Origin of the sequence: Paenisporosarcina macmurdoensis, from assembly GCF_042658845.1 — a bacterium.
Taxonomy (GTDB): Bacteria; Bacillota; Bacilli; order Bacillales_A; family Planococcaceae; genus Paenisporosarcina; species Paenisporosarcina macmurdoensis.
The window spans coordinates 1-24,039 of the sequence record NZ_JBHSRI010000004.1 but is presented as its reverse complement, the minus strand read 5'-3'; the positions used below and the strand labels follow the sequence as shown (position 1 = coordinate 24,039).

25 protein-coding genes, 1 rRNA gene, 1 pseudogene and 2 riboswitches are annotated in these 24,039 nt (G+C 41.0%); of the genes and pseudogenes, 9 read left to right on the top strand and 18 right to left on the bottom strand.

Annotated elements, in window-relative coordinates; genetic code table 11:
* The first annotated feature begins 35 nt into the window (after positions 1-35).
* Positions 36-269, top strand: coding sequence for a membrane lipoprotein lipid attachment site-containing protein (locus tag ACFPYN_RS05045; RefSeq protein ID WP_377732921.1), 234 nt, complete (start codon positions 36-38; stop codon positions 267-269).
* A 52-nt stretch (positions 270-321) separates the two neighbouring features.
* Here ACFPYN_RS05045 and ACFPYN_RS05040 read toward each other — a convergent pair whose 3' ends face one another.
* From ACFPYN_RS05040 to ACFPYN_RS05020, 5 genes are read right to left on the bottom strand one after another with little or no spacing between them, the layout of a single operon-like run.
* Positions 322-1,104 (bottom strand): ABC transporter permease, encoded by a 783-nt coding sequence (locus ACFPYN_RS05040; RefSeq protein ID WP_377732920.1) that lies wholly within the window; start codon positions 1,102-1,104, stop codon positions 322-324.
* On the bottom strand, positions 1,101-2,003 hold the full coding sequence (locus tag ACFPYN_RS05035) for an ABC transporter ATP-binding protein (RefSeq protein WP_377732919.1): 903 nt from the start codon (positions 2,001-2,003) through the stop codon (positions 1,101-1,103). Before ACFPYN_RS05035 ends, ACFPYN_RS05040 begins: the two co-directional genes overlap by 4 nt.
* A complete protein-coding gene (locus ACFPYN_RS05030) occupies positions 2,000-2,200 on the bottom strand; it encodes a PLD nuclease N-terminal domain-containing protein (protein ID WP_377732918.1) in 201 nt (66 codons plus the stop codon). Before ACFPYN_RS05030 ends, ACFPYN_RS05035 begins: the two co-directional genes overlap by 4 nt.
* Positions 2,201-2,215: 15 nt before the next feature.
* Positions 2,216-3,322 carry a DUF1648 domain-containing protein gene (locus ACFPYN_RS05025; RefSeq protein ID WP_377732917.1) on the bottom strand — a complete coding sequence of 369 codons (1,107 nt, stop codon included), beginning with the start codon at positions 3,320-3,322 and terminating at the stop codon, positions 2,216-2,218.
* Entirely contained in the window at positions 3,322-3,708 is a 387-nt protein-coding gene (locus ACFPYN_RS05020; protein WP_377732916.1) for a GntR family transcriptional regulator, read from the bottom strand. Before ACFPYN_RS05020 ends, ACFPYN_RS05025 begins: the two co-directional genes overlap by 1 nt.
* Before the next feature lie 243 nt (positions 3,709-3,951).
* On the opposite strand from ACFPYN_RS05020, the gene ACFPYN_RS05015 reads away from it, so the two are divergent.
* The 5 genes from ACFPYN_RS05015 to ACFPYN_RS04995 all read left to right on the top strand — a co-directional run bounded on the left by ACFPYN_RS05015 (position 3,952) and on the right by ACFPYN_RS04995 (position 7,941).
* Positions 3,952-4,164 carry a DUF6366 family protein gene (locus tag ACFPYN_RS05015; protein WP_377732915.1) on the top strand — a complete coding sequence of 71 codons (213 nt, stop codon included), beginning with the start codon at positions 3,952-3,954 and terminating at the stop codon, positions 4,162-4,164.
* Positions 4,165-4,294: 130 nt separating this feature from the next.
* A riboswitch (TPP riboswitch) is annotated at positions 4,295-4,401 on the top strand.
* A gap of 123 nt (positions 4,402-4,524) precedes the next feature.
* Positions 4,525-5,130 (top strand): YkoF family thiamine/hydroxymethylpyrimidine-binding protein, encoded by a 606-nt coding sequence (locus ACFPYN_RS05010; RefSeq protein WP_377732914.1) that lies wholly within the window; start codon positions 4,525-4,527, stop codon positions 5,128-5,130.
* 1 nt (position 5,131) lies between these two features.
* On the top strand, positions 5,132-5,731 hold the full coding sequence (locus ACFPYN_RS05005) for an ECF transporter S component (protein ID WP_377732913.1): 600 nt from the start codon (positions 5,132-5,134) through the stop codon (positions 5,729-5,731).
* Positions 5,724-7,187 (top strand): ABC transporter ATP-binding protein, encoded by a 1,464-nt coding sequence (locus ACFPYN_RS05000; protein ID WP_377732912.1) that lies wholly within the window; start codon positions 5,724-5,726, stop codon positions 7,185-7,187. The genes ACFPYN_RS05005 and ACFPYN_RS05000 overlap by 8 nt, the downstream gene beginning before the upstream one ends.
* On the top strand, positions 7,180-7,941 hold the full coding sequence (locus ACFPYN_RS04995; protein WP_377732911.1) for an energy-coupling factor transporter transmembrane component T family protein: 762 nt from the start codon (positions 7,180-7,182) through the stop codon (positions 7,939-7,941). Before ACFPYN_RS05000 ends, ACFPYN_RS04995 begins: the two co-directional genes overlap by 8 nt.
* A 44-nt stretch (positions 7,942-7,985) precedes the next feature.
* On the opposite strand, the gene ACFPYN_RS04990 is transcribed toward ACFPYN_RS04995, so the two are convergent.
* On the bottom strand, positions 7,986-8,927 hold the full coding sequence (locus tag ACFPYN_RS04990; protein ID WP_377732910.1) for a PfkB family carbohydrate kinase: 942 nt from the start codon (positions 8,925-8,927) through the stop codon (positions 7,986-7,988).
* A 102-nt stretch (positions 8,928-9,029) separates the two neighbouring features.
* On the opposite strand from ACFPYN_RS04990, the gene ACFPYN_RS04985 reads away from it, so the two are divergent.
* The gene (locus ACFPYN_RS04985) at positions 9,030-9,593 is read left to right on the top strand and encodes a GNAT family N-acetyltransferase (RefSeq protein WP_377732909.1); all 564 of its coding nucleotides are present in this window, start codon (positions 9,030-9,032) and stop codon (positions 9,591-9,593) included.
* Between the two features lie 178 nt (positions 9,594-9,771).
* The gene (locus ACFPYN_RS04980) at positions 9,772-10,533 is read left to right on the top strand and encodes a FixH family protein (RefSeq protein WP_377732908.1); all 762 of its coding nucleotides are present in this window, start codon (positions 9,772-9,774) and stop codon (positions 10,531-10,533) included.
* Positions 10,534-10,868: 335 nt separating this feature from the next.
* Here the strand turns inward: ACFPYN_RS04980 and ACFPYN_RS04975 are convergent, their stop codons facing one another.
* The 11 genes and pseudogenes from ACFPYN_RS04975 to ACFPYN_RS04920 all read right to left on the bottom strand — a co-directional run bounded on the left by ACFPYN_RS04975 (position 10,869) and on the right by ACFPYN_RS04920 (position 22,294).
* Positions 10,869-12,860 (bottom strand): catalase, encoded by a 1,992-nt coding sequence (locus ACFPYN_RS04975; protein ID WP_377732907.1) that lies wholly within the window; start codon positions 12,858-12,860, stop codon positions 10,869-10,871.
* A gap of 105 nt (positions 12,861-12,965) precedes the next feature.
* Positions 12,966-13,097 (bottom strand): annotated as a pseudogene (locus ACFPYN_RS04970) (MMPL family transporter); the annotation flags it as partial.
* 447 nt (positions 13,098-13,544) lie between these two features.
* Positions 13,545-13,955: a hypothetical protein gene (locus tag ACFPYN_RS04960; protein ID WP_377732906.1), complete on the bottom strand. Its 411-nt coding sequence runs from the start codon at positions 13,953-13,955 to the stop codon at positions 13,545-13,547.
* A gap of 74 nt (positions 13,956-14,029) precedes the next feature.
* Positions 14,030-15,409, bottom strand: a complete 1,380-nt coding sequence (locus ACFPYN_RS04955; protein WP_377732905.1) for a sensor histidine kinase — start codon at positions 15,407-15,409, stop codon at positions 14,030-14,032.
* Positions 15,406-16,080, bottom strand: coding sequence for a response regulator transcription factor (locus ACFPYN_RS04950; protein ID WP_377732904.1), 675 nt, complete (start codon positions 16,078-16,080; stop codon positions 15,406-15,408). Before ACFPYN_RS04950 ends, ACFPYN_RS04955 begins: the two co-directional genes overlap by 4 nt.
* A gap of 4 nt (positions 16,081-16,084) precedes the next feature.
* Entirely contained in the window at positions 16,085-16,912 is an 828-nt protein-coding gene (locus ACFPYN_RS04945; RefSeq protein ID WP_377732903.1) for a YihY/virulence factor BrkB family protein, read from the bottom strand.
* 707 nt (positions 16,913-17,619) lie between these two features.
* Positions 17,620-18,705 carry an iron-containing alcohol dehydrogenase family protein gene (locus tag ACFPYN_RS04940; RefSeq protein WP_377732902.1) on the bottom strand — a complete coding sequence of 362 codons (1,086 nt, stop codon included), beginning with the start codon at positions 18,703-18,705 and terminating at the stop codon, positions 17,620-17,622.
* 15 nt (positions 18,706-18,720) lie between these two features.
* Positions 18,721-19,551: a MetQ/NlpA family ABC transporter substrate-binding protein gene (locus tag ACFPYN_RS04935; protein ID WP_377732901.1), complete on the bottom strand. Its 831-nt coding sequence runs from the start codon at positions 19,549-19,551 to the stop codon at positions 18,721-18,723.
* A 15-nt stretch (positions 19,552-19,566) separates the two neighbouring features.
* The gene (locus ACFPYN_RS04930; protein WP_377732900.1) at positions 19,567-20,238 is read right to left on the bottom strand and encodes a methionine ABC transporter permease; all 672 of its coding nucleotides are present in this window, start codon (positions 20,236-20,238) and stop codon (positions 19,567-19,569) included.
* A complete protein-coding gene (locus ACFPYN_RS04925) occupies positions 20,228-21,241 on the bottom strand; it encodes a methionine ABC transporter ATP-binding protein (RefSeq protein ID WP_377732899.1) in 1,014 nt (337 codons plus the stop codon). The genes ACFPYN_RS04930 and ACFPYN_RS04925 overlap by 11 nt, the downstream gene beginning before the upstream one ends.
* Before the next feature lie 76 nt (positions 21,242-21,317).
* A riboswitch (SAM riboswitch) is annotated at positions 21,318-21,426 on the bottom strand.
* Positions 21,427-21,499: 73 nt separating this feature from the next.
* Positions 21,500-22,294 (bottom strand): carbon-nitrogen family hydrolase, encoded by a 795-nt coding sequence (locus tag ACFPYN_RS04920; RefSeq protein ID WP_377732898.1) that lies wholly within the window; start codon positions 22,292-22,294, stop codon positions 21,500-21,502.
* An 85-nt stretch (positions 22,295-22,379) separates the two neighbouring features.
* Here ACFPYN_RS04920 and ACFPYN_RS04915 point away from each other — a divergent pair, with 85 nt between their 5' ends.
* A complete protein-coding gene (locus ACFPYN_RS04915; RefSeq protein ID WP_377732897.1) occupies positions 22,380-23,543 on the top strand; it encodes a pyridoxal phosphate-dependent aminotransferase in 1,164 nt (387 codons plus the stop codon).
* 399 nt (positions 23,544-23,942) lie between these two features.
* Here ACFPYN_RS04915 and rrf read toward each other — a convergent pair.
* Positions 23,943-24,039, bottom strand: a 5S ribosomal RNA gene (gene rrf / locus ACFPYN_RS04910); the annotation flags it as partial.

The following is a 24,039-nucleotide window of genomic DNA, read 5'->3' as shown; positions in this document are numbered from 1 at the left end:
TTGAAAGCAAATTTGGTTGTACAGGAGGAAAAAATTTGACTATGAAATCTATATTATTCGTCATTTTGACTATATTTATGCTCACTGGATGTTCAGTTAATAGAAATGGCGAATCCATTGGTACTCAAGATGAACCAAATGATCAAACCCAAGAATACATGCCAGAAGGCGTTGATGATGCGGTTCCGTCTGACGGAAATGGCTCAGAAATGGGAAATGATAAACCGACGACAGATGGGCCAGACACTGAGAATAAAGATTCCCAATGATTGCAAAAGCAAATCCCCCTCCATTTTTTTCTGGAGAGGGATTTACTTCTATTTATACTTTAGTTTTCGAAGCATTACGTTTTGACATCCATACTCCGAATATCATGAGAGCCACTATAGCCAAAAGCGTAACCACTATACTCCACCAAAATTCCGATGCATCTGGTGAACCAGTCAACCATTGTGTTGCATAAATGGCTAACTTCCATGGTGAAATGGTCCAATACGCACCTAGCAATGAATCAATAATTTGCACGCCTAAGACTAATAATAGCGATATTGCTGCTGCTCCACCCGTTGGCAACCAAGCACTCATGGCAACTACGATGGTTACGACGAATAAAATCCATACACTGTAGGTTCCAGCAAATGCGAAGAAATCTGCGGCCTCCACTTTTCCGAATAACAGTTCCGTGTAATACCATGTCGTTAATAATCCAAGCCATACACTAACTAAGGCAATAGTGCCAATGACTTTCCACTTGCTTAAAAAGTAGCTGAAGTAGGAAATCGGTCGAACATAAAGAAGTGTTCCTGTGCCATTTTTCCGTTCACGAGAAATGGTTCCTGCAAATCCTAATACTAGGACCAGCATCCCGATAAATTGATATTGACCCATCGTGGCCATGATTACTTGGGCGGGTGTGAAATCTGGAAATGGAAATACCGCGCCTTCCGGAAGATTCCCAACGGCTTCTAAAATTTGAGGTAAGTAATAACTAGTAAGCGGCTCAGACACTCCAAAGAATATAAAGACAAGTGGAATCCACAAGATTTTAAAGTTACGTGTATTTTCTCGCCACTCTTTTTGGAACAATACGAATAGATCCTTCATTGTTGTCCCGCCACCTTCATAAAGATTTCTTCCAAGCTCGCCGTTTGACGCTCTGCTTTACGAATACTGAGCCCACTTGTAGCTAAATAACCTAATACATCTTTCATTTCTGGCAACTCATTGTTCAGATCAATAAAGGCAAATGCTCCTTCATACTTAACTTTCCATGGTGCTCTTGCAGCAAATGTAAGTGCATCTTGCGCACTAGAAAATTCTACACGATATCGAGGGGAATCATATTTTGCCTTGACATCACCTAGTGATCCTTGTTCTACTAATTGGCCTTTTCGTAAAAATAGTAATTGATTCGTCATTTCTTCAGCATCGTTTAAAATATGGGTTGAGTATAAAATCGTCATATTTTGTTGCAAGCTTTTCAATAAATTCATGATTTCACGTCTTCCGACTGGATCGAGCGCGGATACTGGTTCATCTAACAGTAATAGCTTTGGTTTGTGAACGATGGCCTGTGCTAAGCCAAGACGCTGTTTCATTCCACCTGAAAAAGTACCCGTTTTTTTGCGTAAAGCTTCTCCAAGTCCAACGAATTCAAGCGTTTTTTGTGCTTCTACTCTGGCGCTACGACTATCCATTCCACTTAACCGAGCAGCCATTTCGGTGAATTCCAATGCAGTCAGCCAAGAGAAAAACTGAGGATATTGTGGCAGAAATCCAATATGCTCTCTTACATCTGCATGTTTCTCCCCATTAAACGCAATCATTCCTTCTGTCGGCTGCAATAATCCTGCTAACATCGATAAAGTAGTTGTTTTGCCTGAACCATTTGGACCGATTAAAGCAGTAGATGTTCCTTCAATAAGAGAGAAACTCACTTCATTGACAGCTCGTTCTGATGCGTATATTTTCGTTAAGTTAACCGCCTCTAAAATCGCCGTCATCCTTGTTTTCTCCCGAAGATGAAGTATATAATTGGTCCCAAAATATTAACGAAAATAATAACTAATGCCCACACCCACTTAGGGCCGTTTGCCTGAGATATTTTTGATAAATCAATAAGTGCGATAACTAATAATAATAGTTGAATAATAAATATCGGTGCGATAACTCCCCATGAAATCCCCTCTAGAAAATCCATTTTCATCTCTCCTTTTTAAAGTAATGTTGCTATCAAAAAAATACTTCCAACTAATAAAACCAAGAAAACCCAACTACCTTTGTGTCCCATATTGATCGTCCAACCAATACCGAATCGCTTTTCGACGAGAATGCTCGGATCGTCTTTATTCACATAAAATAAACCGAACTTCCAGTATTGATCGTCATCCATATCAATGACATTTTCAGGATTGACATCTTGCTCTGCAACAGCGATTCTTGTACCGCTTTGCCCTACTTTTACAGTGTAGTACAGAACTGACCCAAGAATGATAACTAAATAGCCAATTGTAAAGCCTAACGTCACACTTGCAGACATGATTTCAGGATAGATGATTGTCAGCTGTAAGTACCCCATCAGTACAGTTTCGGTGATGGTCACGACAAATAATAACCAACTTGAATATTTTCGAAAAGCGAGTTGTTGCTGACGTGAACGTTTCTTGTGTCGAACTTGAATTTTTGCGCCTGATTGTTTCATCGCACCGTTGAAGAACAGCATCATCCCTTGGAGTAAAAGTGTAATCATTGGCAAAGCACTCACCGAACCCCAACTTTTTTCAGCGAATGCGTCTGCCTCACCACTTGGTCCCCAATGTGTTGGAATCTGATTGGGTAACGTATCGTATTGGCTTAACCCCAAGACACCTAAGCCAAGAGTGATTAACATTGGAATGATAAAGAAGAGGCTCGGTAATATTTTAAGTTGTTCACGAAATTGCAAGTCGACTACTTTTCGTTCACTTTGCCCTTCCGTCCACTTTTCATTTTTCTTCCAATTAGCTAATGAGATATGATTTTTAGCATAAAGTCCCATTGAAAAGATGAGCGCCCCAATTTGAGCAACCATGCCTGAAAAGACGATTTGTTCTTCAGCAGGACGGAACATCCATAGCCATCCGATAAAAATCACGATTATGAGGATTCCACTCGTTAAAATGAGTTGTGTATAGCGGTTTTTCATGTGTACTATTCGTTGGTCTTTGACATGAGTATCGGGAATGTATATCCCAAATGCCTCACTTTCTCTTAAAAACTTTGGTAAGAAAGCTTGAATGGCAATAATGAAAATTAATATGACAATAAAAATAATTGCGGCCATTACTTTTCCTCCTTCAAGTCTAAAGTTATTTCGTTTATTAACAGCTCAATTTCAGCTTGAGTCAGTTGTAGACAAAGTGCTTCTGCAATGATTGGACGTAATTCTTTTTTCAAGCGGAGACGATCTAGTTCAGATGCTTTTCGAACTCCATTTTCATGAATGAATACTCCTTTTTTCTGTACAATTCGGATAAATTCCTTCTCTTCTAAATAATGATACGCTTTGTTTACGGTATGCATGTTCATCCCAAGGTCTGCAGCAAATGCGCGAACAGATGGTAATGAATCACCCGGTTTCAAGCTACCTTTCGCAACACCTTCAATAATTTGTTGGGCCAATTGCAAATAGATCGGAACAGCCGAATTTGCTTCAATCTCAATAAACATATGTGACCACCTTTTGTTCTATTAACACTAGAACAGACTTGTTATATACAATATAGAACAGAATTTGAAATTTGACAAGTTTTGTTAAGGAAAAGCTGAATTAATCGTTACATATTATGGAAGACGGATGGCACTATTTAAATAAAAAATGGATATTTATGTTAAAATAAACATAAGATTGCGAAGGTATTCACTTCAACCGTCGCGGGTTAGTTGAAGTATTACTCATAGGGGGTGCTTGGTTTGAATAATCGTCAAGAACATCCAAAAGAAAAAAGAGAGAGATTAAGACAACAAGAACTTAAAAGAAATCCGGGCGGTGCATTAAGAGATGGATTCAGTCGAGGTGAAAATGGAAATTTAACAGATTTAGTTGGTGACTTAGGCTGGAAAGGAACAGGATTATTAATAATTGTATTACTAGTTGGATATGTACTTTACAAATTATTATTTTAAATCTCATTCTTAGTTTCACCAGTCAAATAATTTAACTAGTAACTTTACAGCTCTTATTCTTTTTGTTTACAACACCTTTTTCGTGCGTTACAATGAAGCCGTTCTTTAACATTTAAACAACTACATACGATTACTGCACTAGGGGTGCTATATTTTGGCTGAGATGAGAGCATTAGCTCCGATCCCTTAACACTCGATCCAGGTAATACTGGCGTGAGGAAGTGCGGCGACTTTTGCCCAACTCTTATTTTGAGCAAAACAGCTGCATTCCACGTCGAATGTGGCTATTTTTATGTTCAAAAACAGTGATTTAGGGATAATTTTTTCGCTAATCACACCAATTAAAAGGAGGAGATGGGAATGGAACAAGTGTTTAGTTGTGGAACAAGTCCAATAGTGGGGTTGCGATTTTCGCTTCATCCAATGGCAGACAATTTTATTGAGATTATTAAAGGGGCTTTGCGTGAAGCGGATACATCAAACGTCTGGATGCACACGGATGACGTCAGCACAGTCATGCGCGGCAAGCAAATTCACGTCTTTGATACAGTCAGAGCGATTGTTTTATATGCAGCAAAAACTGGAGCACATGTGGCATTTAACGGGACCTTTTCGATTGGTTGTCCTGGGGATTCTGCGGGAGATGTGTTTTTAGAGAAAGATGACATTTTGTTAAATGAACCTCAAATTCGTGAGATCAAACAATATGTATCATCCCAGTTTGCGCTCTATCCAATGAATAACCCCGACTATATGTCGGTCATTTATACAGAAGTAGCTCGTGCAAAAGAACATGGCGTATTTAATGAGTCGATGCACTATGCAAGCGGACTCCATGGCGATATCCACCAGGTATTTACGTTCCTTGAAGAATCGTTCACTCATGCTCGTTCGGACCAATATAAACACTTGGTGATGACTGTAAACATGAGCATCAACAGCCCTTCTCATAAAGGAGATGCGTAGCATGTTGAAGTCATGGAAACTGAAAGAAGTCGTCTTAATGTCCGTGTTTGCCGTTGTATTTGCGGTCGTGTATTTACTATTTGTCCAAGTCGGTAACATTTGGGCGGGTGTGATTGGTCCAATTGCGTATGAATGGATGTTTGGAATTTGGTTTATTGTTTCGATTATCAGTGCGTACATCATTCGTAAACCAGGTGCTGCTTTGTTGTCAGAAACGATGGCTGCCATGATTGAAGTGATGATTGGTAATGCAGTTGGTCCTCGTTTGATTTTATCGGGACTTGTTCAGGGACTAGGTGCGGAAGCGGCATTTGCTGCAACTGGCTACAAGCGTTATAACTGGTGGGTACTTTGTTTAGCAGGTGTCGGTTCCGCAGTCTTTAGTTTTGCTTATGGCTTCTTGGTGTCTGGTTACGCGGCTCTCGATCCATCTTTATTAGTGTTAATGTTTACGCTTCGTGTCATCAGTGGAGCTGTTATTGCTGGCTTAGGTGGTAAGTATTTATCGGATGGTTTACTCGCTACTGGGGCCCTTCGTGGTTATGCCATTTCTCGTGATGCAGGTAGAAATCACAAGATAAAAGGTGAGGTTATTGGTTAATTCCCTTCTCACAAAAACAAATGTTATAACTCAAGAAACTCCGGTAATCATTGATTTTAAAGGTGTTACTTTTCAATTTCCAGACGATGAATCTCCCGTTTTCAGAAACATTTCATTCTCCATTCGAGCTGGTGAACGTGTCGCTTTATATGGTCCAAGTGGATGCGGGAAAAGCACCTTATTGTATTTAATGAATCGCTTGTATCCTGACAATTGCGATGGTGACCTTGAAGGTTCAATCACACTTTGGCAACGTGATGCTGCAAGTTTTGCACCTGGTGAAATCAACCACCGTATTGCTACTGTGTTTCAAGATCCAGATACACAGTTCTGTATGCCCACAGTTGAACAGGAAATGGCTTTCACATTAGAAAACTTGCATGTTCGTCGACCAGAAATGGAGACCCGCATCATGGAAACTCTTGAAATGACGGGACTTACAGCATTCCGTAAAACGACCATACAAACTCTTTCTGGGGGAATGAAACAACGCGTGGCAACAGCGTGCGCGATTCTCATGCAACCAGAAGTGTTGTTACTCGATGAACCACTTGCCCATCTAGACCCGCTAACTGCACAACAATTTGTGGAGTGGCTCGATACCTTGAAATGGCCATATCCATTAACTATTATCGCCGTCGAGCACCAACTTGATCTATGGGGAACTTTTTTTGATCGTGCCATTCACGTCCATGCATCAGGAGACCTCCCAATCGAAGTGAATCCAGTAAGGTCTAGCATGTCCTATCCTAAACGCGTTTCGGCTATTCAAGAAGAAGTAGCTTTTGCAGCTAGAAACATACATGTACATGTGAAAGGTAAACAGTTATTGAAGGACATTTCATTTCATTTACAACGAGGAGAAATCGCCGTACTTGCAGGTCCAAATGGCAGCGGCAAGTCTACTCTTTTAAAAACCATATGTGGCATTTTAAAAAAATCACAGGGCATGATAAAAAGTGGCAACATGCTTCCGGGTTATGTTCCACAATCACCTGAACAGTTATTTGTCGCACAAAGTGTAAGAGAAGAAATCCGATTTTCGAATAACACAAATGAAGAAGAGATCTCTGACCTTATGGGTCGTTTACGATTGAACGAAATAGAGCAAGCTCACCCTTTCTCAGTCAGCCATGGGCAAAAGCGGCGCGTGGCCATTGGGGCGATGCTTGCAGATAAAAGACCTGTGCTTTTGCTGGATGAACCTACTTCTGGACAAGATGAAGCGGCTCTTAAAGAATTGTTTCATTTAATCGATGCTCGCGCAAAAGAAGGATTTGCGATTTTAATCGTAACCCATGATATGACCTTTGCAGCAGCCATTGCTGACACTATTTTGTTAATTAAAGATGGGCAATTGACTGGGTGGTTTGACAATGATGTGTTGTGGCAGCTGGAGCAAGTATTAGAAAAACATCAACTAGTAGCACCGATTGGAGCGTGTTCACATGTCTAGTCGCACATGGTTACACGAAATGAATCCTAGCCTAAAATTTATTTTAGTTCTAGTTTCCATGTTGACTCTAGCGTGGTTTTTCAATCCATGGACCCCTTTATTATTCTTCCTGGGGGTTATCCTTCTTCAACTATTATTTAGTCGAGTGAATTGGAAAGTCTGGTCTTTGTTCATGATCCCCATCGCCTTTACTGCCTTCGGTTATTTATGGACTACTTTGCTTTTTGCCGCTGATACAAGTGGCCATGTCATCTGGTCATGGAGAGGATTTGAAGTGACACATACTCAGTGGAATACAGCGTTATCATTAGCGTTCCGTGTCTTCGCTTTTTCATCGATGTCCTTGTTGTTTGCATTAACCACGGAGCCAGTTAAATTTGTCATGAGTCTCATGCAACAGTTGCGCCTGTCTCCAAAACTTGCCTATGGGGTGATGGTTGGCTATCAGTTTTTACCCGTCGTGAAGGAGGAATTCATTCACATTCGTCATGCACACCGATTGCGGGGAATTGGAGAAGAAAAGTACGTCTGGCAACGATTACTAGGTTTGCGGAGATTGTTAATTCCGTTACTTGCAGGAGCTGTTCGTCGTGCCGAACGATCTGCATTTGCCATGGAAGCTCGAGGCTTTACGGGCGAGCGACGTTCGACGTATTACGAACCAATTTTCATAAACGGCCGTGATTGGTTACTCGCAGCCATCATGGTTGCGTTGTTAATAGGAAGTAGCGTAGCGGGATATTTGTTACGGTAACATTAAAAACTCGCCCGCTGACAGCACAGTCAACGGGCGAGTTTTTAAGTTACCTTCAATTCACTCAGTCTCGGCAAGGCCGTTAATGCACCCGCTTTTGTCGCTGCAAGGGCTCCTAGATGATTCGCAAATGCTGTACAACGAACTAACGATTCCATTGTTGTAGGCAAACCATTTAAATGTACATAACGCAAAACGCCCGCCATAAAAGCATCGCCCGCTCCTGTCGTATCAACAGCAACGACGGGTTCTACAGGAACATGTTGAAGTTGTTTATTTAACACGGCGTAAGTACCGTCTGCTCCTGCTGTAATCAAGATAACTGGAACGTCCAAATGTGCAATCTTTGCGAGTCCTTCTTCTACTGACTGCGTTTCAGTTAAAAACGTCAGCTCTTCTTCTGTGAATTTCAATAAATCGGCATCCTTGAAAAACGAGGAAATCGTTTCCCGGCACTCCGCTTCACTTTTCCAACGCAATGGACGAATATTTGTATCGAAGGAAAACAAAGCATTATGCTTCTTCGCATATTCTACTGCTTTTCGAGAAGTTTCAAGCGCTGTCGGTTGAAACATGGTTCCTGAACACAAATTGAGAATGGAGGCTTTTTGAAATGCTTCTTCTTTCAAGTCGTGAACGGCTACTTGAATATCGGGTGCATCATCGATATATCGATGAAAAATGCGATCATGGTCTTCTGTTAAATGAACATATACGCCACTCACCCGCTTTTCGGGCTCAAGTTTTGCATAATCCATAATAACGTCTTCCTTTTTAAGTTCTCCTCGTACAAATTCAGAAGTTGTGTCATCCCCCGTAATGGTAATAAAAGCGGACGGCACACCTAATCTGGCTACTCCAACTGCGACATTTACCGTAGCGCCACCTAAAAACATTGAAAATGACGAATTGGTTGTATTGTCGGCAATGTAGTCGACAAAGGCATCCCCGTAAGTGAGGACGTGGGTTTTATTTGATTGAACCATAACCATCCTCCTCTATTTTAGTAGTTCTAGATTACCATGAAGCGCGCCATAGATGGAACTTCAATATTTTTTTGGTATAGTGGCTACAAGGAGTTGATCGACATGAATATACATATACGAAAAGCAAGACCTTCAGATGCATCAGTTGCCGTCCCTCTTATCATTGATGCAATCGGCAACATCGCTGAACAAATGACGGGTGAAACCGATGTCACTGCCGTAGAGGATGAACTCATTCAATTATTTAAACGCGACGATAATCGTCATTCTTATCTATCGACTTGTATTGCAGAAAAAGATAATGAAATCATGGGTGTGATGGTGCTCTATTCTGGGCTAGATGCCATTCAGTTAGATGCCAGTTTAGTCACTTGGTTACGCAATAAAACGGGTGACAACATCGTCATTCCACCTGAAGCACGTATTGATGAATACTATATCGATACCGTCTGCGTTAATCCTGCATTCCGAGGACAAGGCATCGGTAGTTTATTACTGGCTCAAGCTGAAGCAGTTGCTCGTGAAGCTGGCTTCTCTAAAGTCGCACTCAATGTAGAACTTGAAAAAGAAGCGGCCATTCGTTTATATGAACGTGTCGGCTATCACGTAGCAGAACCTTGGGAAATCTACGGTGGGTCATTTCATCACATGGTGAAACGTTTGTAGTATTTGTCCATCCATTTTTAGGATCATGAATATAACAACAGCATTATACCCCTATGTGTTTCATGTCAAATTAATGAAATACGCTTCCATGGCCATACTCGTTACGAGTTCTGTCACAGCTGTTTCCGTAATTATTTGATACAATGGCATCACACAACGAATACGAGGAGCATGACAAATGAAACGATTTTTGGCAATTGGCTCGATTCTTACCGTTCTTACTCTTAGTGCTTGCGGGACAAAGGAAGAACATGATGCAACTACGGCAGATGAAGTGCCTGAAATGTTGGAAGTGGATTTAACGGTTCCTGAAACAGCTACAGCAGGTGAAGCAGTAACCTTTACTGCAGCTGTAACACAAGGTGAGGAAATCGTTGAAGATGCGGACGAAGTGAAGTTTGAAGTTCTCAACTTAAGTTCTGGCGAAAAAGAGATGCTGGATGGCTCATTAAACGAAGATAAGCTATATACCATTGACTATACATTTGAAACGAATGGCACCTATGATATTACGTCACATGTAACGGCTCGCTCTATGCATACCATGCCAACGAAACAAATATCTATTACAGGTGGCGAAGAAGCCGCGAGTGTACCTGATAGCGCAGCGCCAGTCAAACATGCAACATCGGGTGAGAATCATCACGCAGATGGAGTAACCATTGACTTTAAGGAAGGCACGACGACTGTTGGTGAAGCAATCATGTTAGTAGCAGATGTCTCACTAGATGACGAACCACTTGAAGGTGCACGTGTACAATACGACATTAAACGAAGCGATGCAGAACATCATACGTGGCTGGAAGCACCCGAAGAAAAAGCGGGTGTCTATCAAACAGAATTCACATTTACTGAAACAGGCACTTACGAAATTGAAGTGCATGTGACAAAAGGTGACGACTTGCACAACCACGTGAAAAAGACTTATACCGTTAAGTAACTATAAAAAGGGTTATCCAAGAGTGCTAGTCACTCACGGATAACCCTTTTTTGATTGGCTATGTTAAAGGATGCCGTTGATTTTGAAGGCTTCACATTTTACATTTTTTTACTTTTACAACTAAACAAGTGATTTTTACAACTAAACCGTTCAAAATTACAACTAAACTCCTCATTTTTACAACTAAATAAGCAAATTTTACAACTAAACATCAAAATTTAGAAATACACACTATTTTGACTGGGTTTTTGGGTCACTGTGGATCAAAAACTACTATTTCATCATCTAAATTATGAAAATGAGGAGCTCTGTTGTGAGCCCCTCATTCCAACTATTTAAACTTCACGAGTCCAGTGACGGTGTGCTGTAACAGCATCGACAAAGGCTGTTCCTTCTCCGCTATTTACAACACCAGGACTCCCTTCTTTTCCAACAAGGATAGCTGTTGCGCTAGAAGATGCACCAATTGCTTTAAAGTGATTAAATGCTTCCATCACGTAACGATCACTTTCTTTTTTAAATTTCTTGTCTTCGCTCATACTCGCTACAAAAATCGCATCAAACAATACGGGATCTGTAGTTAAAAATGTATGGTCAATTGGTAGCTCCCCGATTGACCCGAGTTTATCACTAATAATCTCGACATTTAACATAGCCTCTTTTAACTCCTGTACCGTGTTTTGAAGCTCATTCATGTCTCCGGCTCTACTCGCAATTACGCCAACTTTTCGTGTATTAGGTTTCTTCACCATATTTTCTTGACTAAGTGCAGGAGAAGCTTTCGTCACATCAGAACCATTCCCTGTAGGCGGTTTGGTACCGATGGAATCTGCAATCACCTTCGCTAAATCTACATTAATATTAGCTATCGTATCGACCACCTGCTGTTTAACCGATTGACTCTTTACTTTTCCAACTTCAAAAATGAATGCGTCTGTAATATGCGTTTTTTCCGCATCACTCATACTATTCCAAAACAACGTCGCTTGGGAAAAATGGTCTCTAAAGCTATCACTTCGATTACGAATTTTTCGTCCTTCGATCTTCTCTTGATAATGCTCAAATCCGCCTTCTTCAGCACTTGAAGTCGCAGGTGTGTTATCCGCTAGGGAATTTTTATGGTAACTAACAGGGCCTTTATTAATGGTCATGCGGCCGTAGCCATCACGTTGATTGTTATTGAAAGGACAGACCGGGCGATTAATCGGCAGTTCATGGAAGTTCGGACCGCCTAATCGAATCAATTGAGTATCGGTATAAGAGAATAAACGACCTTGTAATAGAGGGTCATTTGTAAAATCGATTCCTGGAACAACATTCCCTGCATGGAACGCTACTTGTTCAGTTTCAGCAAAGACATTATCCACATTGCGATTAAGCGTCATTTTCCCAATAAGTTTGACTGGCACATCTTCTTCCGGCCATATTTTTGTGGCATCTAATACATCGAAATCAAATGTAAACTCATCTTCTTCTGCTAGTATTTGAACACCTAATTCATATTCTGCGAAATCACCTTTTTCAATTGCATCATATAAATCACGTCGATGGAAATCAGGATCTTTCCCGCTAATTTTTTGGGCTTCATCCCATACTAAAGAATGCGCTCCCAACAATGGCTTCCAATGAAATTTCACAAAATGGGCTACACCTTGTTCATTTACAAAACGGAAGGAATGCACACCGAATCCTTCCATCATACGAAAACTTCGAGGAATCGCTCGATCGGACATCAGCCACATGACCATATGCGAAGCTTCTTGATTGTTCACAAGAAAATCCCAAAACGTATCATGAGCACTTGATGCTTGAGGAATTTCATTGTGTGGTTCTGGCTTTATTGCATGTACTAGATCCGGAAATTTTATCGCGTCTTGTATAAAAAATACTGGAATGTTGTTTCCAACTAAATCATAATTTCCCTCTTGTGTATAAAATTTCGTTGCAAATCCTCGTACATCACGAACTGTTTCAGCTGAACCTCTAGATCCAACCACGGTTGAAAAGCGCACAAATACAGGTGTCTTTATGGACGTATCACATAGGAAACTTGCTTTTGTGTACCGCTCCATTGATTCATACAATTCAAATTCACCATGTGCTGCGAATCCTCTCGCATGGACAACACGTTCTGGAATTCTTTCGTGATCAAAATGAGTCATTTTTTCACGAAAATGAAAATCCTCTAATAATGTAGGTCCTCGAAGACCCGCTTTTAAGGAAAACTCATCTTCTGAAACTTTTACGCCTTGGTTCGTCGTCATCTTTTGATTGCGGTCATCTACACGAAATTGCTCTAGCTGTTCATCTTTCTTATTTTTCACCATTTAATGATGCCTCCTTAGATTCTTTAACCCTCTCCTCCCATCCTTTACCAACAGAGTACTTGGGAAACATCTTTTTAATTAAATGATTAAAAAAACATACTAAATTCATCTTTTTTGAATGGTCAATAACGCTGGTAATAACATGGGACGTACAATGAACGTATCGATTAGCACACCAAAAGCCACTGTAAATCCGAACAATTGCAATTCAAGGACGGGTTGAGTAATTAACACAGCAAACGTTGCAGCTAGTCACGACTTCTTCATGAATTTCATTCGATTCTAAGGATTCATTGAATAAAATGGGCATAAAAAAAGTCGATCCAGTATCTGACACAAATGACTGCCTTGCTTGTGAGGTCATTTGGGATAGAGGAATCGACGTTGCTAACTGGGCATTTGCTTGTTTTTCCACTTCAGAAGCTAAGTGATTGATGTCATCATCTGAAAATGGGGCATCTTGCTTGAATACAATGAATAAGAGAATGCCTTTTTGTGATGGAAAAGCGTCTTCTAGTGCTTTTTTTGCAACGACTGATCTCGCTGTTGCAGGAAGACCTCCATTTTCTTAAGGAGATGTCACTTCTTTTGCAGATGGGGCTGATATCGTTCAAACAGTCAAGATCATAAGCCAAACGCCAAGGACGATAGCAGCTGATTTTTTCTCTTTCCACATGTTTTTCATCAGCTGTTCTCTACAACTTTCTTCGCAGGTTGAATGCAGAAAGTCACGGCTACAAACAAGGCAAAGCTAATAAGTAAGGTGGTTCCACCAACGATATAAAAGACAAGCGAAAATGTTTCAGGTATTCCGAGTGGTTGCATAGTTTGGAACCACATTCCTGCCGTTAATCCAATGGCTCCTAAAATCGCAGACCACGCATGAGCATTGACCAACTTCGGATATTTCACTTCAAATAATTTATAGAATACGCCCCAACTAAATACAGATAACCATCCTACTACTAAGATATGTGCATGAATCGGCCGAAACGCGTACGATCCTGTCCCCACCATATGTGAACCTAAATAAGCACCAATAATACCAAATATCGCGGCAATTCGAATAAGACGAATACTCCATCTTTCTTGCATGTGTATGTCCACCTTTCCTTCTTCAAGATGGCTTCATCTTACCGCGCGAAGATGAACCCAATATGAACAAGGTATTACAGTTTCGGGAGCGTGATATGAATAAGTGTTCCTACACCAAGCTCACTTTCGATTTCCACGGAACCACGGTGACGTTTCACGATTTCACTGACAATGGCTAGTCCTAGGCCCGTCCCTTCTTTTTCTCGAGTGCGAGACAGATCAGCTCGGTAAAAACGATCAAAGGCTTTTTCAGCTTGTTCTACTGTCATACCGATTCCTGAATCTTTTATCGTTACGTGAAGTTCATTGTTCAGCTCATACCCATTGATGTGAATAAAGCCGTTTGGTTGATTATATTTCACTGCATTCGTTATAAGGTTGTCCCATAGTTGCATTAACATATCTGGATTGCCTTGAGTTTGAAGTTCAGGCATGTCCATTCGAATATCAAGTTGAAGTTCTTCGAATCGCCATTCATTCTGACGTATCGTACGCTCGATTTGCTCTTTAATCGAGACCCTTGTAAAAGTGGGTTGATACGCTTGGTGGTCAAGTGACGTTAAATACAGCAGTTGTTTCGTTAATGCTGATAATCTCTTACTTTCTAGCTCTACAATTTCGGCATAATGCGTTCTGTCAGTCTGAGTAATAGACTCGTCAGCTAATAGTTGAGCATAGCCCTGAATGTTTTGTAAGGGTGACTGAAAATCGTGAGATACATGACTTATAAAATCTTTTCTGACTTGATCCGTCTCTTTCAAGCGATCAGCCATGATTTGAAAACTTTTTGCCAGTTGTCCAATTTCATCTTTGCTTGAAATGGCGATGGGCTCATCAAAGCGTTCGTTGGCCATTTTCCTTGTGGCTTCCGTTAATAAGGTAATGGGTTGAATCATTTTTCTTGCGACAATTAACATAGCCAGCAAACTAAAAATGAGCATGGCTGCTGACAACCCACCAAGTAAAAGATGCACTTCTGTAAATAACATCTTAATATTAGGTCGAATAAACAAAGCATAACGTTCATCTTTGTACGTAACAGGGACACCCACTGTATTCGTCAATTCATTAGAGAAGAAGCCAGTCACAAATGTTTCTTTTGGCAGATCTCGCATGCCGTGATAGATGTCTCCATCAAGAACCGCTTCTTTTGCACTTGTAGGTAAAGACGATTCTCGAAATGGACCTCCATAAAAATCACTGTTACCTGCAGCATTGGCCAAAAACAGTTGATACCCAGAACTGCCAAATACCGCGAGTGATTCTTCTAAAGGTACGTTTGGATTTCTCTCAATGAACGCAGCCATTTCTTGTGCAATCCCTACGTTTTTTAAGTCATTTTGTTCTTTTAATTGTTGCTGATAATATGTATTAACTAGTAAAAACCCGAGCGTCGCACTACCCACCATAATAGCTAATGTCACAACGACAAACTTACTGTATAAAGATTTCATGGTCGTTCCTCCAGCTTATAGCCGACTCCTCGTACCGTTACAATTTGTACGTCTGAAACAAACCCTTCCAAACGTTCTCGTAAGCGTTTAATATGAACACTCAACGTCTGTTCATCACCGGCGTAATCATATCCCCATACTCTTTCCATCAAGGCACTTCGTTGTAACACAGTACCTGGACTTGAGGCTAGTAGCGCAAGTAATTCAAATTCTTTTAAAGGTAACCACTTGGTTTCTGCTCCATTTGAAATATCGAACCTCTTTCGATCAATCACGAGTGAGCCAACTTGCTTACGCATTTCATTTGGATGTGCACTTCTTCTCAGTACAGCGCCAATTCGAAAAAGCAGTTCCTGCGGTTCAAACGGCTTAACGACATAGTCATCAGAACCTGCTAGAAAGCCTTTTTCTTTATCTTCCAACTGACTTTTAGCCGTCACCATAATTACGGGCAGGTCAAAGTCGTCTCGAATCTTTTTAGTCAATGAGAAACCATCCATACCTGGCATCATCACGTCAACAACCACCACATGCGGCCACACACAAGGAATCAACTTAAGCGCACTTTCAGCGTCTCTTGCTTTTTCCACACGGTAACCCGCTTTGGTTAAATGAATACTCATCAGCGTTAATATGTTCGGATCATCATCTACTAATAAAATCGTGCGCATTTGCTCACCTCTTTCTTTTGGCTTGCAGCATTCGAGTATTTCTACCTTCTGCAATGAGTAATCCAGACAATAAAATGACCACAGCGGTTAAGTAAAACCATAAGACAAGCACAATGATTCCGGCGAGTTGACCATATAATCTCGTATAATTCACATTCGATACGTAGTCAGCAAAAAGTAAGGAAACGACTTGCCAACCGACTGCTGATAATAGAGCACCTGGCCATACTTCACGTAATGTAATTCGTTCATTCGGTAAAATCTTAAAGAACAGTAGGAAAAATAAGAATAAAAATACGGATCCTAGACCCCATCTGACGACTGGCCAAATGTATATCCACCCTTGCCAATCATCAAGAGTACCTGAGCGCGATACTACCCAGTGCATGCCACTTTCGATAAATGGTAAAAATAACGACAGCGGCACAAGAGTCATAAACAACAGTGTTACGCCAAGGTCTCGAAGTAGCCCTTTCCAATATGGCAGTGTGCTTTTCATTCCATTTGCTTCATTTAATGTGCGAGCGAGGGCTTGTATAGCCATGGATGAAACCCAAAATGCTGCAATTAAACTGAGCGATAAGACGCGCCCTTTGTCCTGCGTTAATATATTCGTTACGTTATCCTCAATGAGTGCAAAAGATTCACCTGGAGCAAAAGGTCTTAAGAAATCTAAGATTTGCTGAGCATCTACTGGAAAGAAGCTAATCAGTGACAAAATAAAAATTAGGAATGGGAATACCGATAAGAGAAGATAATAAGCTGTTTGTGCGGCTTCATCAAAATACCGCTCAGCGAAAAACCTTACGAAAACACGTTTTGCGATCTTCATTTGTTGCTCCCCCAAGCTTGTTCTTACAATCATTGTGACGGAAACATATACCATTGAGCAAGAAAAATCCCCATACAAAAATGTAGGGGAACGTCAAATGTGTATGATAAATGTTCTTCACCCTTAAAGTGTATGATGACTTCATGAAGTTTACTACAATTTGTACCAATTAATTTCTTATGAAAATGATGGCAAAAGAGCCTCTTCTGCTGAATATTGACGATTTTTTCCTATGCGGTTCTGTGTCGACTATGCTCGAAACTAAAAAATACCCCTCACAAGAAAAACCGTGAAAAGTGCGCCTGGTTCTTTTAAGAAGAGTAACCATAGTGCCTGTTGATTTCCGCTTCGGTGGATGGGAACTACGATTATAGGTTGGTTTAACTTAGAATCATTTATTCGTGTCTTAGCAATAAGCAATCGATAGATTTTCTTGTTCGTTACTACACACTTCATGGATTGTAGTGGAAGGCGGCGACTCCGGCGGGATCAGCGGGACAGGTGAGACCCCGCAGATCGCGAAGCGACCGAGGAGGCTCACCGCCCGCCCCGCGGAAAGCGTCCGCCTGAAACGGAAATCAACACTATTAATGAATCAATCTTTTTGAGCTGGATTTATGTAACTAAAATTATTTACTTTCTTATCTTTCAAGAAAAACACCTTACAAATTGGGGTCAGGCCCATTTGTAAGGTGTTCTCAGCATATTCATAGTTTTATAATTAGCCTTGATTCTAAATCGTGCATAGCTTGTGCCACTTCAGAAGCTGTTATTTTTTCATTGCGCATATGGTGAATGGACTCTTCCATTCTTGTAGCTTGTTGTGCAATTTCATCAATCCATTTACTCGGAATGTTTAATTCATATAAAGATGTAGGCAAGCCTAGTTTCTGATAAAACGGCAACAGCCGCTCAACTTCACTTTCCTTCTGTTCTAGAAGCAATTGAACCAAAATACCATAAGCCACTTTATTTCCATGTAATGCTTCATGTGACTCAGGTGCAATGGTCATGCCATTGTGTATGGAGTGAGCACCGGCAATGCGACCATAACGATCGCCAAATCCACCTACCATACCTCCAAGCATGATAATCGATTCGACTACTCTAACGAAGGCATTGGACACTCTTACGTCTTTCGCATCATTAACGGCTTCTTCTGCATGTTCAAACATTTCTTCAGCACACAACCGAGCGGTATGATGAGCGACTTTCAGCGCAACCGGGGGATTGGTTAATCGCCTAATCTGTACGTCTGCCTCATACCACTTGGCTAGCGTGTCGCCGATGCCTGCAATCAAAAGCGGAGCGGGGGCTTCCACTAAAATGCGCGGCTCGACGAGAAGAAGGTCAACACTTATGGGGTACACATCGTAATGCGACATAACCCCTTCATCCGAATAAATAACACTTAGTGGTGTCCACGGTGCGCAGTTTGAAGCGAGTGTCGGAATCAACACCGACTTCGTTCTACTTGCGCTAGCAGCCGCTTTCACCACGTCCAATACTTTTCCTCCGCCTACTCCAATAATGGCATCTACGGCGTAGCTCTGTGCTAGAGCAGCCACTCTGGAAATTTCAGTAACTGTACACTGTCCTTTATAAAAAGCGTGTGTTACATGAATGCTTTTTAGTGTTGGAAAATAGTAGCGTGCTGCATACCATGACTTGACACCTGAAACAATGAGTACTCGTTTGATATTTCTAGACGTTAACTTGTCTTCAAGTTCTTCTAGCACTCCACTTTTACAAACATACTCAGCTGGCGCTCCCCGAATAATGATGTCTTCCATCAGACCCCTTCTCTCTTAACGGTTTGCCATCCACTCTGGTTTACCAAAGCCTTCAAACTCCGAATCAATAATTCCTTCGAATTCTGGTGCTTCCACGATTTCAATTAAGTCTTTCGCTAGTTGTGAGTCTTTATTTGCAGTCGTTACAGCCACAAGGTTACGATAGCGATCTGGCATGTTTTCTAAAATTAATGCATCTAGTAAATCCATATCTGCTGCTAAAGCGAAGTTTCCTGGAACTGCTGCTAAATCTGCACCATCTACTGATCGAGGAAGCTGACCTGCTTCAATTGGTTGGAACACTAAGTTTTTCGTATTGGTCTTAATATCTTTCTCTGACACAGTTAATGGCTCTGCATTTGGATCTAGTTTAATTAAGCCTTGTTCTTCTAAAATTAAAAATGTACGTGCTGCATTTACTGGATCATTTGGAATGGTTATCGTAGCACCGTCTTTCACATCTTCAATAGACTTATAAACATTAGAGTAAATACCCATTGGTGCTGTAGGTACTGTGACAAGTCCCGTTAATTCCATATCATTTTCTTTCGAGAAGTTTTCAATATAAATCGAGTGTTGGAAAAGGTTTGCATCGATTGAGCCATCATCTAATGCAATATTTGGTTGAATGTAATCGCTGAATTCAACGATTTCTACTTTGTAGCCTTTCTCTTCAAGAGCCGGTTGAATGGCTGTTTTCAACATGTCGCTGTAAGGACCTGCTGTACCACCTAATTTTACCGACTTGTCGTTATCCTTGCCTTTTGATTCTTCGTCACTTCCTCCGCATGCAGCAAGTGTCGCTACTAATACAACTAACATCATCGTAAATAAAACCTTTTTCATCTCTGTCTCTCCCCTTTATCGTTTATCTATTGCTTTAGAAGTCCAATCACCCAATTGTTGAATGATTTGAACGAGAACAATTAAAATCACAACCGTGACAACCATAATTGTATTGTCATAACGGTAATAGCCGAAGCGTATTGCCAAGTCTCCAATTCCGCCTCCGCCCACTACACCAGCCATAGCTGAGTAAGCAACGAGGCTAATGATAGTCATCGTCACTCCTTGTACGATGCTCGACTTCGCTTCAGGTAATAACACATCTCTGATAATCATCCAAGGAGTTGCTCCTACTGCAACGGCAGCTTCGATAACACCTTTATCAATTTCGCGGAGTGATGTTTCAACAATTCGAGCGAAAAATGGAATGGCCGCAACCGATAAAGAAACACTTGCTGCTGCTGGACCAATCGTTGAATCAACAAGTAATTTGGTTAATGGAATAAGTGCAACTAACAAAATAATAAACGGAATGGAACGAACCATATTCACAATAAAACCGAGTACGCCTTTTACAAATCGATTTTCTAAGAACAATCCCCGATCGGTAATGAAAAGTACAATCCCAAGTGGTAATCCAATCACAATTGCTACCGTCAGTGAAATTCCAATCATATACATTGTTTGCCCAAATGCTTTGAGGATGTCTGGCCATAATTCAATCACATGCTGGATATCAATGCCCATTTTGTATCACCTCCACTTGCGCTCCACGGCCTTCCATATAGCTAACGGCTCTTGTAATATTGTCCGGTTGGCCTTGAATTTCCATTAAGAACAAACCGAGAGGCACTTCTTGTATGTATTCAATCGAACCGTGCAAGAAATTTCCCCGTACATCAAAATGTTGAACCATATCAGAAATAACACCTTCACCTGCTACTTCTCCTTTAAACATCACTTTCACAATGCTTCCAGTCACTTTAGCCAAAATAGCTTGTGGCACTTCAAATGACAGTACGCTACTAATAAATTCTTTCGTCAGCTCAGCTTTTGGATTTGAGAAAATTTCGTAAACTGATCCTTCTTCTACTACTCGCCCGTCTTGCATAACTGCCATACGGTCGCAGATTTCTTTCACTACATTCATTTCATGCGTGATTAACACAATCGTGATGTTTAATTCGCGGTTTATCTTTTTTAGTAATCGAAGAATGGACAACGTTGTATTTGGATCAAGCGCTGAGGTTGCTTCGTCACACAATAACAAGGAAGGGTTATTTGCTAGCGCACGGGCTATTCCAACACGTTGCTTCTGCCCACCGCTCAGTTGTGCCGGATACACATCTTTCTTATCTGTTAAACCAACCATTTCAAGAAGTTCATTTACACGAGATGTCATTTTTTCTCCTGGCGTATTTGCTGCTTTTAATGCAAATGCAATGTTTTCAGCAACTGTCTTTTGGCTAATCAAGTAAAAATGTTGAAAAATCATGCCAATTTTCAAGCGTGCTTTCCGTAATTCTTCACGCTTTAATTTGGTTAAATCACGTCCATTCACTTCAATTTGGCCACTGGTTGGTCTTTCGAGTAAGTTGATACAGCGTAATAGCGAACTCTTGCCAGCTCCTGAATACCCCACAATTCCGAATACTTCTCCTTCAGCGATGGTGAGATTAACTCGATCAACACCCATGACCAGACCTTTTTTCGTTTTATACTCTTTAGATAAATCATTAATTCGTATCATTACAAGCTCCTTTTCACCTTCTGGAAAACAAAAAATGCCCCTTTCATAATGAAAGAGGCACCGAAAAATGGATTCTGGGTTATCTTTCAGAATGAAATCATTCTGTAGGAATTGGCACCTTCCCAGCTAATGCTGGGGGTTGCCGGACGTCATAGGGCCTATCCCTCGGTCTCTCTTGATAAGTTGTTTCCATATGTAGTTGTATTTGTTGCTCGAACTAAATCTTACGACGTTTCTTAACGACTGTCAAACCTTTTTTCACTTTTCAAATAATGATTGGTAAAGTGACGGTCTACGATCCTCATACACGGGGATGCGTGTACGTACTTCTTCAACCTCTGAGAAATCAACGTCAATTACCGCGTACTCTTCATGTTCAGTGCCGGTCCACAACACTTTTCCCCACGGTGCAATAATCATTGATTGACCATTAAATTGATTGTTTGGATCCGAACCAATTCGATTCACCGCAATGACGAAACATTGGTTTTCAATTGCACGCGCTTGAAGTAAAATCTTCCAATGGTCAATGCGTGTAGAAGGCCACTGTGCTGGAACGAATAACACCTTTGCGCCTGCTAATGCGTGCGCCCGTAACCATTCAGGGAATCGTAAATCATAACATATAACTCCTCCAGCTTGTATAGAACCTAGAGTAAACACATTTTCCTTATTTCCTGCTTGTAGGTATAGATGTTCGTCCATCAAGCGGAATAAATGTGCTTTATCGTATTCACCAACAAGCTCTCCATCGTTTGAATACACATACATCGTGTTATAGAAGTTAGCTCCTTTTTTTGTTGAAACCGAACCGCCTACGATATGTATGTGATAGGTTCGTGCTAAATTGGAAAGAAACTTTTTCGTACGCTTTCCTTCGATGTCGGCGAGGTTTTCTAACTCAGTTAAAGCATAAGCAGTATTCCACATTTCTGGTAAAGCAACGAGCTCTGCCCCTTCACTAACCACTTTTTTAATTAACGTTTGAACGTTGTGAAAATTTTTTTCAGGGTCAGCAAACGCAACGTCGAGCTGAATGCATGCGATTTTCATGGATACACCACCTATAGACAAGATACTCAAAAGGTTATAAGATTTGGCTGATGATTGCAACTATTTCAGAAAATGAGGAAATGCCATGGAACTCTCAAAAAAACTACAACAATTGCCTCCACAGTTTTTTGCTTCTCTTGTACAAAAAGTTGGAGCTGCGGTCGCACAAGGTCGTGATGTAATTAATTTAGGTCAAGGAAATCCTGACCAACCAACACCTCCACACATCGTACAAGCTTTACAACAAGCTGTTGAAAATCCAGTTACCCACAAATATTCGCCATTCCGGGGAATAAGCGAATTGAAAGAAGCTGCCGCTAACTTTTATAAACGGGAATACAACGTTGATATCGATCCGTTGACGGAAGTAGCTGTACTATTTGGAACAAAAATCGGACTTGTTGAATTGCCAATGGCCGTATTAAATCCGGGAGATTGGATGCTGCTACCAGACCCTGGATACCCTGATTATTTATCAGGAGTTGTGATGGCCGGCGTACACTATGAAACGCTTCCACTTGTAGCAGACAATAACTTTTTACCAGATTACAATTTACTTTCTGAAGAAAGTAAGGAACGTGCAAAACTAATATATCTTAACTACCCAAACAACCCTACTGGAGCGACGGCTACCCTTGAATTCTTCAACGAAACCGTTGCATTTGCTAAAGAAAATGGGATTGCCGTATCACATGATTTCGCCTATGGTGCCATTGGATTTGAAGGAATAAAACCAGTAAGTTTCTTGCAAGCTGAAGGCGCAAAAGACATCGGAATTGAAATGTACACATTATCCAAAACATATAATATGGCAGGATGGCGTGTCGGATTTGCTGTCGGAAATACACAAATAATTGAAGCCCTAAACTTGATTCAGGACCATATGTTTGTAAGCCTATTCCCAGCTATCCAACACGCAGCTATTGCTGCATTAAATGACAATCAAACATGTGTACACGAATTAGTCGATCGCTACGAAAAACGACGCAATGTCTTTATAAACGCATGCAACCGCATTGGATGGCAAGTGGAAGCGCCTAAAGGATCCTTCTTTGCATGGCTACCCGTTCCTAAAGGCTACACGAGCCAGAACTTCGCTGATAAACTTTTAAATGAAGCAGATGTAGCTATAGCCCCTGGAAATGGCTTTGGCGAGTTTGGTGAAGGCTACATTCGTGTAGGATTGTTAGTAGATGAAGCTCGTTTAGAAGAAGCCGTTCAGCGTATTGGCAAACTAGCTCTTTTTTAACGAAGGATAGCTAGTTAGAAAAGACATGATTAAAGGATTATCGGGATTTTATATAGAGTAGTGGTTTTATTCGGATTGCACTGTGATTTATTCGGCTTGAAGTATGATTTAATCGGCTTCAAGACCCATTTATTCGGCTTGAACCGTGATTTATTCCGTTTCGCCCATATTTTCCCACAGAAAACCTCCTCGAGGGTCTATTCGAGGAGGGCCATTTTGATTGGTTTTGTTTTCGCTACGCTACTGTTGGGTGAGCAACACATTAGAGAAGTAATTTGATTGTTAAAGATCAATTGTTTCCTCGAACTCTTTGTTCCTCCTCTTTGTCGCACACCTTCGACTCAATAAAAAAAGACACAAAAAAACCGACACCCTTTAACAGGTATCGGTTTTCTATTTGCCTAGCGACGTCCTACTCTTGCAGGGGGAGACCCCCAACTACCATTGGCGCTAAAGAGCTTAACTTCCGTGTTCGGTATGGGAACGGGTGTGACCT

Coding starts and splice junctions, on each gene's coding strand:
- ACFPYN_RS04995 (WP_377732911.1), top strand. CDS start 7,180: ATGTCTAGTCGCACATGGTTACACGAAATGAATCCTAGCCTAAAATTT.
- ACFPYN_RS05040 (WP_377732920.1), bottom strand. CDS start 1,104: ATGAAGGATCTATTCGTATTGTTCCAAAAAGAGTGGCGAGAAAATACA.
- ACFPYN_RS05025 (WP_377732917.1), bottom strand. CDS start 3,322: ATGGCCGCAATTATTTTTATTGTCATATTAATTTTCATTATTGCCATT.
- ACFPYN_RS04975 (WP_377732907.1), bottom strand. CDS start 12,860: ATGGTGAAAAATAAGAAAGATGAACAGCTAGAGCAATTTCGTGTAGAT.
- ACFPYN_RS04940 (WP_377732902.1), bottom strand. CDS start 18,705: ATGGAAGACATCATTATTCGGGGAGCGCCAGCTGAGTATGTTTGTAAA.
- ACFPYN_RS04950 (WP_377732904.1), bottom strand. CDS start 16,080: ATGCGCACGATTTTATTAGTAGATGATGATCCGAACATATTAACGCTG.
- ACFPYN_RS05030 (WP_377732918.1), bottom strand. CDS start 2,200: ATGGATTTTCTAGAGGGGATTTCATGGGGAGTTATCGCACCGATATTT.
- ACFPYN_RS04945 (WP_377732903.1), bottom strand. CDS start 16,912: ATGAAGATCGCAAAACGTGTTTTCGTAAGGTTTTTCGCTGAGCGGTAT.
- ACFPYN_RS04985 (WP_377732909.1), top strand. CDS start 9,030: ATGAATATACATATACGAAAAGCAAGACCTTCAGATGCATCAGTTGCC.
- ACFPYN_RS04915 (WP_377732897.1), top strand. CDS start 22,380: ATGGAACTCTCAAAAAAACTACAACAATTGCCTCCACAGTTTTTTGCT.
- ACFPYN_RS04955 (WP_377732905.1), bottom strand. CDS start 15,409: ATGAAATCTTTATACAGTAAGTTTGTCGTTGTGACATTAGCTATTATG.
- ACFPYN_RS05005 (WP_377732913.1), top strand. CDS start 5,132: ATGTTGAAGTCATGGAAACTGAAAGAAGTCGTCTTAATGTCCGTGTTT.
- ACFPYN_RS04925 (WP_377732899.1), bottom strand. CDS start 21,241: ATGATACGAATTAATGATTTATCTAAAGAGTATAAAACGAAAAAAGGT.
- ACFPYN_RS04930 (WP_377732900.1), bottom strand. CDS start 20,238: ATGGGCATTGATATCCAGCATGTGATTGAATTATGGCCAGACATCCTC.
- ACFPYN_RS04980 (WP_377732908.1), top strand. CDS start 9,772: ATGAAACGATTTTTGGCAATTGGCTCGATTCTTACCGTTCTTACTCTT.
- ACFPYN_RS04920 (WP_377732898.1), bottom strand. CDS start 22,294: ATGAAAATCGCATGCATTCAGCTCGACGTTGCGTTTGCTGACCCTGAA.
- ACFPYN_RS04935 (WP_377732901.1), bottom strand. CDS start 19,551: ATGAAAAAGGTTTTATTTACGATGATGTTAGTTGTATTAGTAGCGACA.
- ACFPYN_RS05035 (WP_377732919.1), bottom strand. CDS start 2,003: ATGACGGCGATTTTAGAGGCGGTTAACTTAACGAAAATATACGCATCA.
- ACFPYN_RS04960 (WP_377732906.1), bottom strand. CDS start 13,955: ATGCAAGAAAGATGGAGTATTCGTCTTATTCGAATTGCCGCGATATTT.
- ACFPYN_RS05020 (WP_377732916.1), bottom strand. CDS start 3,708: ATGTTTATTGAGATTGAAGCAAATTCGGCTGTTCCGATCTATTTGCAA.
- ACFPYN_RS05010 (WP_377732914.1), top strand. CDS start 4,525: ATGGAACAAGTGTTTAGTTGTGGAACAAGTCCAATAGTGGGGTTGCGA.
- ACFPYN_RS04990 (WP_377732910.1), bottom strand. CDS start 8,927: ATGGTTCAATCAAATAAAACCCACGTCCTCACTTACGGGGATGCCTTT.